The following is a 12,619-nucleotide window of genomic DNA, read 5'->3' on the forward strand; positions in this document are numbered from 1 at the left end:
TTTGTCTCTACCACGGCGACCCCGATCGTCTCTGCGGCAAACCGTCCGAGCCTCGCGGCGCCGCAATTCCTTGCTAGGAAACTAGCGGTGGTCATCGCCCGCTCTGTTCGGGTAGGCGCTACTCTCACGCGATGTTCTATCGGATGACTGGCATGGGGTCGCTTCCGGAATAGCAGGAATTTTCCAGAAGCGAGGCGAAGCGGCCATTCGCGGTCCGATCTAAGGGGTGACGGCTTCCGACCCAAACCCAGCCGGCCACAATCAGCAGATTGAGCGTCAGCTTCCGCCGAAAGCCGCCATACCGCTTTCGGGCGATGCGGGTTGCGGGCCGAATGACCGCTAATGGATGTGAAGCTGATCTTCTGCTTTTCTCGGCTTGGGATCGCTCCGGCCGTGGGAGGATTAATCTTCAGACTGGGGGACGCGAAAAGACCTGGAGAAAAAAGGAGGCGGTCGCTCGCAGCAACCGCCTCAGGTTTTCAGTCCGCCGCAGATCGGGTTGCTGCAGCGGCACTGGGGTCAGTCCGTCATTCAGCTTCAGCGCCTTCGGCAGGCGAGCGCTCGGCGCTATCGGCAGCCGCATTGCCGCTGGCGTTACCCGCAACCAGCGCATTGCCCGAGGCGCTGAACATGCCAGCAGGCAGCGTGCGGGTAACATTGCCCTGCTTGACCACGACTTGCTCGACCTCGCCGCGACCATTGGCGACAACCTCGCGGACCTCGCCGAGCGAGGCGCCTTCCGGCGTCATCACCGGCATTCCGGGTGCAACCGAAGTAACTCCCTGGCCTGCCGCAGCCCCCGAGCCAGCGGCGGCCAGCAGCGGATTGGCAAGCGACGCCGAGCCATTGCCCGCGGCCGCGCCATTGCCTTCACCGCCGGCGCTGCCGCCGACGGGGAGTGCGGGCAGACCGGGAAGCGCGGGCATCGGGGCTGCAGCGATCATGCCGCTCGCCGTTCCCGTGGCGGTTCCGGCAGCGTTGAGGGCCAGACCCTGCGTGTCTTGTGCCGCGGGCATTACCGCGCCAGTGACGCTATCGGTTCCGATAAGCTGAGCATTGGCTGATCCCTGCCCATTTGCCGAACCGGTTCCGTTCGCGCTCGCCATTCCGCTCACCGGCGGCACCACCAGGTCGGCGAGACTGGAGGTCGAACCGGTCAGCGAACCGCCTGCGCTGCGCTCGGCCGAAACCGTGCCGCGCCGCGCATCAACCGCCTGGCTGCCACGGGTCGAGCCTTCACCGCGCATCGTGCCGTCGACCGTGCCGCGCACGCTGCGCGTCGTGTTATCAATGGTGCCGCCGAGCGTTCCGCCGATGGTGCCGCCGAGACCGCCACCAAGGCCTCCGCTGCCCAGCAGCTGTGCATTTGCGGTGGCAGGAAAGAGAGCGAGAACGCTTGCTGCAAGAATAAGCTTCTTCATGTCCATGTCCTTTCGTCAGTTACAGCGAGCCGGTGTGTTCGCTCGCTCGAAAGGAAAACGGACGGGCTTTCGGATTTAATTCACGCCCGGCGAAAAAAACGTCTCACTTCCTGCCGCAGCCTTCGCAAAGCAGCCCGCGGCCGAAGTTTTCGTCGGCGCCCTTCGGGCCGAGATCGCGCGCTTCCGCATCGAGCGTGGCGCGCCAGTTTTTGCCTGATGACAACGCGGCCGCCAGCCGAGCGGCAGCTAGCGGGGTGGCGAAGCTGGTGCCACGCCACAGCTTGCCCCGTCCCTTCGCGTCGAAAGCATACACGTCCGCCCCAGGAGCAGCATAGTCGAGATGCAGCGCCCGTCCGGCCTCAATCAGCGCCTGACCCTTGCGGTCCGCGCCGGTGATCGCCAGCACGCCGTCGTAGGATGCAGGATAGGCGGGCGGTGCGGCGGGGCCATCATTGCCGACCGCTGCGACGATCATGATGCCACGTTCTCGCGCCGCCTTGATCGCGCGTTCAACCAGCGGGTTGCGGGGCCCGACGAGACTGATCGTCACCACCTTACAGCCGCTGGTAGAAAGCCAGCCGAGGGCCTTGGAAATCGCCAGCGCATTGCCGCCTGCGGGATCCTGGCCATAGACATCCGCCACTCGGACCGTCCGCACCCCAGCCCCGCGCAGCAGGCTCGCCACTGCGCTACCGTGGTCCGATGCCTTTGGCGCACCTTCGGCAAACCCCTTGATCGCAGCAACCGGCACGGCCTTGGCCGGCGCGCCATCGATGATGCCGACGGGCACGGTTGTTTGCACGTCCTGTGCGGTGGCAAGCAACACGGCGATGGAGCCGGAGGGGGAAGCCGCAGGAACCGTTCCGGAGGCGAAGTGCAGATTATCCGCGCTCAATTCCAGTTCCGGTGCCAGCTGTGCGGCGCGCGCCTGTGCCTCTGCGAGAGATTGGCCTGCAGGTATCCCGAGCCGCACGACAGAGATGTCCAACCCTTCGATTCGCTCGATCCCGAGCAAGCGAAACCCCGCCGCTTCGAGTTGCGCGATCTGCGCTGCGGAAGCCTCGATCGCCAGCAACTCGCCTCGCCGCGCGAGATCCCCGCGCGCGTCACGCTCGATCAGGTCGCTGTTCTGGCGCAGCAGCCGTGCCAGCGTCCGGTCGCGGACGCGCAGCAGGCGCTGCGCCTCGCGCGCGGCCAGGCGGTCGGTGGTCTCAAGCGTGTCGTCCAGCGTGACTGTGACATTGCCGACCACTCCGCCCACGTCGGGCACGCGCGGCAGTTGCAGCTGCGCGCTAACCGGTGCGGCCACAGCCAGCACGGCCAGAATGGTGGGCAGAAGCGGACGCATGGCTGTTTCCTTCGGTTATTTCGTCTTAAGCATGGATGAAACGAATGCCGCCAGCCGTTTCATCCCATAGAAAGGCACAAAACGCTGTCCAGAAGCTTCGAACAGCAGGCGCTTGAGCTGCTGCCGCGGTTGCGGCAGTTCGCGATCGGCCTTGCCGGTTCGCCTGCCGATGGCGACGATCTGTGCCAGATGACCATCGAGCGCGCTCTCGTCCGCCGCGACCAGTGGCAGGAGGGAACCCGGCTCGACAGTTGGATGTATCGGATCATGCGCAATATCTTCATTGACGAGCGACGGGCGAGCACGCGCCGCGGCGAAACCTTCGTGGACGAGGAAGCAGGCTTTGCGGTCGGGGCAGATGGCGGCCAGGAAGCACAGGTCGAGCTGTCGATGGTCGATCGCGCGATGGCGCGCCTGCCCGCCGACCAGCGCGAGGCGGTGCTTCTGGTGATGGTCGAGGGCTATTCCTACAAGGAAGCAGCCGCGATCGTCGGCTGCCCGGTCGGCACGCTCAATTCGCGGCTGGTGCGCGGGCGCGATGCCCTTTTGGCAATGCTGGAGGCAGCGCAATGAGCATTACCGAGGACACTCTCGCCGCCTATGCCGACGGCGAACTGGAAGGGGCTGAGGCAGCGCGGGTTGCAGAAGCCGTCGCCGCCGATCCCGCGTTGGCCGCCAAGATCGAAGCGCACCGCGCGCTCAAGGCCCGGCTGGCTGCGCATTACGCGCCCATTGCCGAACAGGCCGTCCCGGCGCGCCTCGCCTCGCTGCTTTCAGGCGCGCAAGGCAAGAGCGAGGAGAATGGTGGCGAAGTAATCAGCTTCGCCGCAGAGCGCCAGAAACGCGGCCTCGTCCCAATGCTGCGGCGTTGGGGGCCGATTGCCGGGCCAGCGCTCGCCGCTTCGTTGGTGTTGGCGGTGCTGCAACCGTGGAACGGCGTGAGCCCCGTTGGCTATGCCGAACCGGCGCTGGCCGCCGCGCTCGACAGCCAGCTGGTTGCCACCCAGCCTGCCGACGCGAAGACCCGCATTCTACTCAGCTTTGAACGCGATGGTGGGGGGCTGTGCCGGGCGTGGCGGGGCGGCACCGAAGGCGGGATCGCCTGCCGTGACGACATCGGCTGGAAGATCGAACAGCAATTCGCGCTGGGCGAGAGTGCCGGGGCTGAGTTCCGGCAGGCTGGAAGCGAGGCCGATTTGCTAGCAGCTGCACAGGACATGGCCGCGGGCGCCGCGCTCGATGCCGATGCGGAAAAGGCGGCAAAGGATCGCGGCTGGAAGCCCTGATGGCACGAAAAAGGGGCCGGCATCGCTGCCGGCCCCTTCGCCCCGTATGCCTCATCAACGGAGCGAGACTGACGTCTCCACCGACACGGTGCCAGAGCGATAACCGCGCTCGGCCATCTCCTTGATGTAGTGAATGCGTTCCTTGCGCAGTTCGCGGGCATATTCTTCCCAGGCGTCGCGCAGATCTTCGATGTCGCTGGCGCGGTTGAGATCCGAACGCAGTTCCTTCTGCGCTTCGGTGATGTCGATGCGGTAATCGAACCAGAGCTTGTTCTCGATCCCTGCAATCGGCGTGTTGATAATCAGCTGCTCTTCTTCACGAGCAACCTTCTCTTCAATCAGGCCCGAGATGGCGGCCTGGCCCGCCGAAGCGAGCAGGCCAAGCGTGAGAGCGGCAGCAATCTTGAAAGACGTCATGGGGGTTCTCCGTTTCTGTGTCTCCCGGCGCTGTTCGAACCGGTCGAATGGAAAACGGATGGGCTTCGCGATTTAATTCAAGCGATATGTGATTCATTCCCTCGTTCACTGAGCATGCCGGACGGTTCGGATCGCATCGGCGCATTGCAACGACGCGGCACGCCTGCCTTTGCACCCAACTGGAAGGTCGCCCGAAGGGGTGCGTAACATTGAGTGCAATTCACATGCCTACGGTGGGCGCAATGAACGCAATGGGATCGCTTCCTGAACGGCGGGAATTTTCCAGAAGCGAGTCACAGCCGCCACTAGGACTGCGGCAGCTGCCGACCCAAACCAAGTCATCCACGATGATCAGGCTCAACGTCTGCTTTTGCCGAGAGCAGACATGCGGCTTTCGGGATTGCGGCTAGATCCCGCTGATGGCTGCAACTGGGTGGCAATCGGAAAGTGCTAGGAAGACTCCACACGCTGTGCCCTTGTTTCGGCGGCAGCAAGCACCATCTTGTATACAGCTACCAGTCGTGATCGACGGTCTCGAGGGCCACTTAAGAGCCCCTCCCTACTTTCCATTTCGCCTTCTAGCCCGCGCACAAGCGGTCGCTTTTGGCCGCCTGCGCCACGTGGAAAGGATATGGCCATGACCAGTTTCGGCAAGATCAAGAACTACGACAGCGGCAAGGGATGCGGAACCATCGCTCCCGAGCGGGGCGGAGCCCCTCTCGACTTCGTCAAGGCGGACCTCCAGCAGGAAGCCGCCGAACCCAAGGCAGGCGATCGCTACGGTTACGACACCCGGCAGGTTGATGGTGGGAGGCCCCACGCGATCAATCTCCAGCAGGACCGCCAGCAACAGCAGGCGCAGCAGCAGGAAGGCTGATCAATGAGGCGCGGCCGGGCGCGCTGAAATGCGCGTTCGGCCTCTCACTGTCGAGCCTGTCTAAAAAAGGCGCTAATCATCATGGATCTGAACCAACTGCTAAACGCCCACCAGCGGGCTGTGATGGAGAGCAGCACTTCGAGCGAAAAGACGGCCAATCGGACACAATCCGCGCGGGTCGCTGACTATGCGGATCGGATCAAGCGCCTGCGCGAACACCATGCATCAGAGAGCACCGACGAGCTTGAGTCATGGGAAAGCGAGGGTGGTTCGATGCCAGCTTCCGAAATGGCTTTGCCGCCCGGTGTGACAATGACAATGCGTCCGGAGTACCGCGTCGGGCGTTACGTCTATTCCGATCTGAATCTCGCAGTAGCCGAGCTTGAACGACAGACAAAGCATCGCTCACCGTGATCATCGTCAGGCTGCGCAACCCAACGGAGACCGAGCATGGAAGCCGAAGAAACAGACCTTGAGCGCAGGGTTCTCGCCCATGCACGCATCCTTCGCACCCTGATCCGCTTTCTCGCAGAGGATCAGCCAGACATCCTTGGGCGGCTCAAATCGGCATTTGGGTCGGGGCATAACATCGGCGAATACGAACAAGATTTCAGCTCGACCGAGCAATATGGGGCTATTTTCCTCAGGTCGATTGAGCGGGAAGTCCAGCAGAAGGCGTGCGGCCAGTAGAGCACTGCCGTCGCAGTCATAGCCTGCGAGATGACCTCGCGAATTTTCCTCTACGAGCGATTAGAGCAGACCTAGCGGTTTTTCTAGTCTGCCGGTCCACTACCTCAGCAGGAGTGCGCTGCCCTTCCTTTCTGGGACAAAATACAGCTCTCTCGTGTATTGACATGTTCTGAGGAGACTTGGCGCTGATGCAAGAACAGGCGATCGTCATCGCGATTATCGGCGTCTTGGGCATTGGCGCCCAATGGCTGGCGTGGCGCACCAACCGTCCTGCGATCGTGCTCATGTTGGCCGCAGGGTTTTTGGCTGGACCAATTTTTGGCATCTTCGATCCTGAGCATGCTTTCGGAGAATTGCTGGAGCCGATGGTTGCAATTGGCGTCGCGTTGGTGCTCTTTGAAGGCGGCCTCAGTTTGAATTTCCGAGAATTGAGACACACGAGCGGCGCTGTTTGGCGGATGGCCACAGTCGGTGTTGCGCTCGGCTGGTTGTTCGGCGCAGCGGCTGCTTATGCAGTCGCAGGCCTGGTGTGGCCCGTCGCGGTGCTGTTCGGAGGGATCCTCGTCGTGACCGGCCCCACGGTGGTTATGCCGCTGCTTCGCCAGGCGACAGTTCAGGCCCGACCGGCATCGCTCCTCAAATGGGAGGCGATCGTGAATGACCCGACCGGTGCCTTGTGCGCGGTCATCGCTTACGAGTATTTCCGCCTCTCAGTGACCGGAGCGACCTGGATTGAAATCATTCCTCCGTTGCTACTGGCTGCCACGTTGGCGGGGTTGATTGGCTATCTTGCCGCCCGTTTCATTGCCTGGTCCTATCCGCGCGGTCTGGTGCCGGAATATCTCAAAGTGCCGGTCCTTTTTGTGACGGTCATTGCGATCTTCGTGCTTTCGAACACCATAGAGCACGAAGCCGGACTGGTGGCGGTGACAGTGATGGGCATCGCGTTGGCCAACATGAACGTCCAGTCGATGCGCTCGATCCATCCGTTCAAAGAAACGGTCGCGATTCTGATGGTCTCGGGCATATTCATTCTGTTATCGGCGTCTTTGAAGTGGTCAGATCTGGCGTATCTGAACTGGCGCTTTGGATTGTTTCTTCTGGTCCTGCTGTTCATTGTTCGCCCAGCAACGGTGCTGCTGACTTTGTTGGGAAGTTCGACACCGTGGAATGAGCGCTTGTTCGTCGCCTGGATCGCTCCGCGCGGTATTGTTTTGGTCGCAATCAGCGGCCTGTTCGCACTGCGCCTCTCCGAGCTCGGATATGAGGATGGCAATGTCCTGATCGGGTTGAGCTTCGCAGTGGTAGTCACCACGGTTCTAGCCCACGGCTTTACCATCGATCTCGCGGCGAAACTTCTAGGTGTCAAAGGGGAAACCCGTCCTGGCCTACTGCTTGCGGGAAGCACGCCCTGGACCATCGCACTGGCCGAACTCATGCGCGAGTTGAAAACACCGGTCATGATTGTCGATTCTAGTTGGGAACGGTTGACTCCCGCCCGCCGCAAGGATTTGCCATGTTATCACGGAGAAATTCTCAACGAAGCGACTGAGCACAATCTTGACCTTGCACCCTATCAGGTGTTGGTCGCGGCTTCGGAAAACGAAGCATATAACACTTTGGTATGTAGCGAATTCGCATACGAAATCGGTCGGGATTCAGTCTATCAGCTCGGCGAGCCGGGCGATCACAATGATCGTCAGGCCATGCCTGAATCTCTGCGCGGGCGCGCGCTTTTCGAAGCTGGCTATGGCGTCGATGAAATCAATGAACGGCTTGAGCAAGGCTGGCAGCTACGCAAAACCAAGCTGTCGGAGAACTTCAAGTTCGACGATGCCAAAGACGTCCTCCCGCCCTCCGCAAACATACTATTGCTGTTGAAGAAAGATGGCCGAATGCAGTTCTTTACCCATGCAGCACGGCCCTCCCCGGGTCCTGGCGATACCGTCATCAGCTTTGCTCCCGCCAAGCAGCGTTCTGCTCGCAAACGCCCCACCGCAGCAGACGGGAGCATGAAAATTCTGCCGGTCTTGCTTGCATTTATGATTCTCGCCGGTTGCGGTGACCGCTCGCAGGATCGAGCCGGGCCGACCATAGAACCGACCAAACCAGCGCCGAGTTCCATTATGCGATCCGAAGTTGTTGATCCCAAGCCAACTGATCGTCCCTTGGAGCCGTTAGAAGTTACGATTGGCTTTGAGGACGCTTCCGCGGAGTTGCCGGCCTCAGGGATCAAAGAGTTGCAGAAGATAATGGCAAGCCCGCAGCTTACCGAAGGGGCTAAAATATATATCGGCGCACACACCGATTCTACGGGAACCGATGCCGCAAACTTGTCGGTGTCGCTCAAACGGGGCGAGACGGTTCGCGACTGGTTCATGAAGAAAGGCATCGCAGCAGAGCGCATGACGCTGGTTGTTTTTGGTGAGCAGAACCCAGTGCAGCCCAACGCATTGTCAGACGGTAGCCCGAACGAAGCGGGACGACGCGCCAACCGCAGGGTCGAGGTGCGCGTGATCGCCGCCCAAGGAGCAAAGCTCTTGCCTCGTGAGCCGACTCTGGCTGAAGATATGGTCGATCAATGAGCCGACGGGTGGAAGCCAGTTCGGCTGATTCAATATGTAACAGCAATTTGTGCGCTGACGTAGTGACGCGGCCGGCTTGTTCTATCTCACCTGTCCCGACGGATCAGCGGGTTTCAGCTTATCATGGGTCTATGCGTCGACCGTAATCAACCATTGCTACCGTAAAGCCTCTCTAGCCGCTTTCGGGAAGCGCGGAGAAAGAAGCTAATGACCGAAACGAGGACGCGCCGAACGGCAGGTTCGCGGGTTGCAGGCGTTAAGAAATGGGGTCGCTTGCCGAATGGCTGCTCTTGGGGGCCGAACCTGCGATAGCCGCCTTTCACGGTCCGAGCAGGGTTGCGTCAGCTTTTGGCCAAGCAGGTCATTCAACACGCCGATCGCCACCGGCACAAGAGTCCCAGTGCCGCAGGGTCGGCTCCTCGCCGCTAACGAGGAGCCGAGTGCTCAAATTTCCGTGTTCTCGGCGAGGGCCAGCGCGTCCTCGACGTCGATCCCCAGATAACGCACCGTGTTCTCGATCTTGCTATGACCAAGGAGTATCTGCACGGCGCGCAGATTGCCGGTCGCTCGGTAGATAATCGACGCCTTGGTTCGCCGCAGAGAATGTGTGCCATATTCGGATCGGATCAAGCCAATCCCGGTCACCCACTCGTCAACCAGTCGGGCATATTGGCGGGTGCTGAGGTGCCTGTTCCGATCGACCCGGCTTGGGAAGACATAATCGTCCACGGTGCCACCCCGGCGCTCAAGCCAGGCCAGCAGACTGGCACGGGCATCCGGCAAAACCTCGAACTGAACAGGACGGCTTGTTTTCTGCTGCATCACGATTGCGCGCGTTCGGATCTGCCCTCCGTTGACGATGTCGCCGATCTTCATTCGAACGAGGTCGCAGCCGCGCAGCTTGCTATCAATCGCGAGGTCAAACAGCGCACGATCACGCAAGCGGCGGCGTTCGTTGAGGAAAAAACGGATCTCCCATATTTGCTTCGGCTTGAGCGCGCGCTTCGCGCCAACACTCCTTCCCGCGTTCCAGACTGGGCGCCTTGTGGCGGTCATTTCAGTTTCAGGCATCTCCATGATTCTTCTCCAGCGACCAGAATGGTCACCAGAAGAATGTCTGTAGGCCGGATGGTTGAAAATGGTGGGTCGCTGATCGACCCAGACCCCGTCGTTCACGGACCCCTGATCGAACGTCTGGTTTCCCCAGAATCCGCCATTCCGCTTTCGGGATCTGGCCCCGACCCCGTTTATGGCTGATTGTGGGTGGAAAGCTGCCTCTAATCAGTCTTGGGCGGCGTCCTGCTTTCAGTTGCCACAGCGCGCGAGATAAGGATTGTTGAAAGACCAGCAAGCATCGCTCCGATTCCAAGAGGTAGCGCTGCATTCTCCATCTCGTTCACAAGCATGCAAAGGCCATAGCCAATATTGGCACATGAGACAGCCAGAAGAACCAGACCGCTGGTTAGGCTTGCACTAGAGGTAGTGGACTTGGGCATCTCTTGTCCCCCAAAAAGATTCAAAATGGTACGCAAAACATATTCAGTTGTAAATTCTCATCGCCTGTTGGCAATCAAAATTCACTGGTTTTCTACCCAAATGATTTAAGTCGAAGCATAGATCTGAATAGACGGCTCCGGTCGTCTGTAACGGATTCAACTTCAGAACGTCGGCTACTGACGAGACGCCTATCGAAGCTGCCGGACGGGGCTCGAGCTTGAACTTCGGCCCCGCTCACGACTGATGCTGGCTGGCAAGCCGACCTTATTTACGCTTCAGCTAAATTGGACGGAATGGGCCCAAGTGATTAGTGATCTGCCAATGGGCTTGCGGCCGAGGCTTTTGACGTGGTGATAAGGTAATCAAAGCCAAGCACCGTGAACCGCGACATAGGATCTAGACCTGCGAGACCCGAATCTCCCAACCGGCGTTTAACCGCCTCAAGATCTATGAGAAAGTGCCCTTCGCTTGCGTCGATCATTGTTAGATCGATTCCGCCTGCCTCGAGCATTGCCCTCAATTCTGCGGCGCTGACTGGCCTGACCTCGAAAGAGCTATTTGCAGACGGGGTCACCGCCAAGGTTTCCCCTCCGATTGGCATGTAAGCAATGTGCAATGCCTCCATGCCGTTTTCAGCAGCCATTCCTTCGACCAATGACCCCAAGTCAAATGTTGAAATCGGAGATGTCGAACGACCAGCATGTGTCGCACCAAATTTCATGATGACTCTTGGAGGCGAATGATTGGTTCGCTCAGCAGCATGGTAGAATGAAAGAAAATTCGAGCGTATTAATTCTACGCGATCAAGATTGCTTTCGAGGCCGCGTCCCATAAAAAACAATCGGTAAATCGAAGCGCTTTTACGCATGGCCGCAATGCGCTCCAATGCATCTGCATTGCCATTAAAGTTGGTTTGCAATTTCTCCCAGTCCGCCTCCGAAGCTCTGGCAAAGAATATAGCTCCCTGATTGCCGTTCGCGAAGGCAGTGCGTTCTTGCTCCAAGAGAGTCGCGATGAAATCGGGATCAGTCGGCGACATTGAAAGAAGGCTCTCAAAATGGATAAGAGGTGATCCGATAAACTCCTGGTCAACACCCCAAAGCCTTCCCTCTTGCGAATAAACGAGTGCCGCCTCAGCCTCATTGCGAGAGTTTAAGAATGGTATTGCAAGCGGCCTACCTCGCAGCGCTTTGGCTAGTCCATTGCTGCCTGCCTGAGAGAGTATGTCGCGCAGCCAATTTCCGCTGAATGGTCCGACTTCGATGGCATAGTATTGAAAACCAGGTTCGCGGGCCTCAACCGAAAGAGCCGCTACCAAAGAAGCCGCGTCGGCATGTCCATGCGCTTCACCAATCATCACAAACTGTGCACCGCCGAGCTGTTCACGAATGATCTCGCCACCATCCCCCTCGAGACCATCCTTCGTAAATTTAATTTCAACAAGGGGGCTTTCTGAATTAATTTCATTACCAAAAGCATCTTGGTTGAAAAAAACCAACATGATCGAGGCTATCAGTAGAGATATTTTTTTCGGCATAACTCTACTCCGATATTGATATTGCCATAAATGAATTGAAATCTCTAATGAAACTAAATCAATTTTCAATTACAATGAAATAATTCGAAGACTTTAATAAGATATAATAATATTTCACAGAGAAATTTCTGAGATAATTCATTAAAGTCATTTATATATCAAATCTAATCAATGATTTCGATCAGTTAAACTGAAAATAATAAAATTTATTTTCTCGTGAATTCGATCTAAAATTTATTCTTCGGACAAAAGAATCTGTCATTTCAGCGTCCCAATTGGGTAAATCGCCATTTAGGCGCATTGGCCGATCTTGATGACCTAAAAATGAATATGCTGACTTGATAGCAAATTTTAATCGATGTCTATTTATTGTTATCACGCAGATTGGGCTTTGATTTATTGGCGACGGCTTGCCCACCGTGAGACGCCTGATGGGCAGGCTTGATCAATCCTTCGCAAATGGCCCAGCGAAAAACGCTGAAAAGCATCCCAACCCAAAGCGGAATTTTCGCGATCTTTGGGAGATCGATGAATTGAGCATAATCGGCCGTTATCAATACAAAACACGCCACACTCGCTGTCGTAAAGACCGTTCTGAAGCGGCTTCTCTGTCGAAAAATGTAAAGCGCCATATTGGCTTTGCGTTTCATCATAAAACAGTCTCACAACCTAACTGCGTCCGCAATGGGGTCGGTTTCAGAATTTCGGCTTTTGATAGGATCCGGGCCGAAGCTGACTGACCGCTTTTGGCGAAACCAGTCCTTCAGCATGCCGTCCGGGAACGACGTCTAAGTCCCAAGAGCTTCCGGCCGCTCTCGACCCAGGCCTAGTCATTCCCGATTAGAGGGATGAACGTCTGCTTGCGCCACAGGCCTAGTCATTCCCGATTAGAGGGATGAACGTCTGCTTGCGCCAGAAGCCGTCAGGCGGCTTTCGGGATCGAGCTCGGATCTCGCTGATG

General features: G+C 58.3%; 11 protein-coding genes and 2 pseudogenes. 7 read left to right on the forward strand and 6 right to left on the reverse strand.

The features are described 5' to 3' along the window. Positions 1 to 527: 527 nt before the first annotated feature. Both OIK40_RS08845 and OIK40_RS08850 read right to left on the reverse strand, forming a co-directional pair. Positions 528 to 1,421 (reverse strand): hypothetical protein, encoded by an 894-nt coding sequence (locus OIK40_RS08845; protein ID WP_273677915.1) that lies wholly within the window; start codon positions 1,419 to 1,421, stop codon positions 528 to 530. 103 nt (positions 1,422 to 1,524) lie between these two features. Next, positions 1,525 to 2,769 (reverse strand): S8 family serine peptidase, encoded by a 1,245-nt coding sequence (locus OIK40_RS08850; protein ID WP_273677917.1) that lies wholly within the window; start codon positions 2,767 to 2,769, stop codon positions 1,525 to 1,527. Positions 2,770 to 2,853: 84 nt separating this feature from the next. Here OIK40_RS08850 and OIK40_RS08855 point away from each other — a divergent pair, with 84 nt between their 5' ends. Beyond that, on the forward strand, positions 2,854 to 3,342 hold the full coding sequence (locus tag OIK40_RS08855; protein WP_374211802.1) for a sigma-70 family RNA polymerase sigma factor: 489 nt from the start codon (positions 2,854 to 2,856) through the stop codon (positions 3,340 to 3,342). Then, the gene (locus tag OIK40_RS08860) at positions 3,339 to 4,055 is read left to right on the forward strand and encodes a hypothetical protein (RefSeq protein WP_273677920.1); all 717 of its coding nucleotides are present in this window, start codon (positions 3,339 to 3,341) and stop codon (positions 4,053 to 4,055) included. Before OIK40_RS08855 ends, OIK40_RS08860 begins: the two co-directional genes overlap by 4 nt. 54 nt (positions 4,056 to 4,109) lie before the next feature. On the opposite strand, the gene OIK40_RS08865 is transcribed toward OIK40_RS08860, so the two are convergent. Next, positions 4,110 to 4,472, reverse strand: a complete 363-nt coding sequence (locus tag OIK40_RS08865; protein ID WP_273677922.1) for a hypothetical protein — start codon at positions 4,470 to 4,472, stop codon at positions 4,110 to 4,112. Positions 4,473 to 5,109: 637 nt separating this feature from the next. On the opposite strand from OIK40_RS08865, the gene OIK40_RS08870 reads away from it, so the two are divergent. The 5 genes and pseudogenes from OIK40_RS08870 to OIK40_RS08890 all read left to right on the forward strand — a co-directional run. Next, positions 5,110 to 5,349 carry a cold-shock protein gene (locus OIK40_RS08870; protein WP_273677923.1) on the forward strand — a complete coding sequence of 80 codons (240 nt, stop codon included), beginning with the start codon at positions 5,110 to 5,112 and terminating at the stop codon, positions 5,347 to 5,349. Between the two features lie 81 nt (positions 5,350 to 5,430). Then, on the forward strand, positions 5,431 to 5,763 hold the full coding sequence (locus OIK40_RS08875; RefSeq protein WP_273677924.1) for a hypothetical protein: 333 nt from the start codon (positions 5,431 to 5,433) through the stop codon (positions 5,761 to 5,763). 36 nt (positions 5,764 to 5,799) lie between these two features. Continuing rightward, a complete protein-coding gene (locus OIK40_RS08880; protein ID WP_273677925.1) occupies positions 5,800 to 6,039 on the forward strand; it encodes a hypothetical protein in 240 nt (79 codons plus the stop codon). 188 nt (positions 6,040 to 6,227) lie between these two features. After that, positions 6,228 to 8,027: pseudogene (locus OIK40_RS08885) on the forward strand (cation:proton antiporter); the annotation flags it as partial. A 219-nt stretch (positions 8,028 to 8,246) separates the two neighbouring features. Next, positions 8,247 to 8,624: pseudogene (locus tag OIK40_RS08890) on the forward strand (OmpA family protein); the annotation flags it as partial. Positions 8,625 to 9,068: 444 nt separating this feature from the next. On the opposite strand, the gene OIK40_RS08895 reads toward OIK40_RS08890, so the two are convergent. The 3 genes from OIK40_RS08895 to OIK40_RS08905 form a co-directional block, all read right to left on the reverse strand. After that, a complete protein-coding gene (locus OIK40_RS08895; RefSeq protein ID WP_273677926.1) occupies positions 9,069 to 9,701 on the reverse strand; it encodes a tyrosine-type recombinase/integrase in 633 nt (210 codons plus the stop codon). A gap of 727 nt (positions 9,702 to 10,428) precedes the next feature. Beyond that, positions 10,429 to 11,658 carry a hypothetical protein gene (locus OIK40_RS08900; RefSeq protein ID WP_273677928.1) on the reverse strand — a complete coding sequence of 410 codons (1,230 nt, stop codon included), beginning with the start codon at positions 11,656 to 11,658 and terminating at the stop codon, positions 10,429 to 10,431. Between the two features lie 362 nt (positions 11,659 to 12,020). Next, a complete protein-coding gene (locus tag OIK40_RS08905) occupies positions 12,021 to 12,311 on the reverse strand; it encodes a hypothetical protein (protein ID WP_273677929.1) in 291 nt (96 codons plus the stop codon). Positions 12,312 to 12,619 lie beyond the last annotated feature (308 nt).

The sequence above is a fragment of the Erythrobacter fulvus genome (assembly GCF_028595285.1).
Lineage (GTDB): Bacteria > Pseudomonadota > Alphaproteobacteria > Sphingomonadales > Sphingomonadaceae > Erythrobacter > Erythrobacter fulvus.

Bases quoted from the DNA above. Each gene is read 5' to 3' on its own strand.
- OIK40_RS08845 (WP_273677915.1), bottom strand. From the start codon at position 1,421: ATGAAGAAGCTTATTCTTGCAGCAAGCGTTCTCGCTCTCTTTCCTGCC.
- OIK40_RS08850 (WP_273677917.1), bottom strand. From the start codon at position 2,769: ATGCGTCCGCTTCTGCCCACCATTCTGGCCGTGCTGGCTGTGGCCGCA.
- OIK40_RS08860 (WP_273677920.1), top strand. From the start codon at position 3,339: ATGAGCATTACCGAGGACACTCTCGCCGCCTATGCCGACGGCGAACTG.
- OIK40_RS08865 (WP_273677922.1), bottom strand. From the start codon at position 4,472: ATGACGTCTTTCAAGATTGCTGCCGCTCTCACGCTTGGCCTGCTCGCT.
- OIK40_RS08870 (WP_273677923.1), top strand. From the start codon at position 5,110: ATGACCAGTTTCGGCAAGATCAAGAACTACGACAGCGGCAAGGGATGC.
- OIK40_RS08875 (WP_273677924.1), top strand. From the start codon at position 5,431: ATGGATCTGAACCAACTGCTAAACGCCCACCAGCGGGCTGTGATGGAG.
- OIK40_RS08880 (WP_273677925.1), top strand. From the start codon at position 5,800: ATGGAAGCCGAAGAAACAGACCTTGAGCGCAGGGTTCTCGCCCATGCA.
- OIK40_RS08895 (WP_273677926.1), bottom strand. From the start codon at position 9,701: ATGGAGATGCCTGAAACTGAAATGACCGCCACAAGGCGCCCAGTCTGG.
- OIK40_RS08900 (WP_273677928.1), bottom strand. From the start codon at position 11,658: ATGCCGAAAAAAATATCTCTACTGATAGCCTCGATCATGTTGGTTTTT.
- OIK40_RS08905 (WP_273677929.1), bottom strand. From the start codon at position 12,311: ATGATGAAACGCAAAGCCAATATGGCGCTTTACATTTTTCGACAGAGA.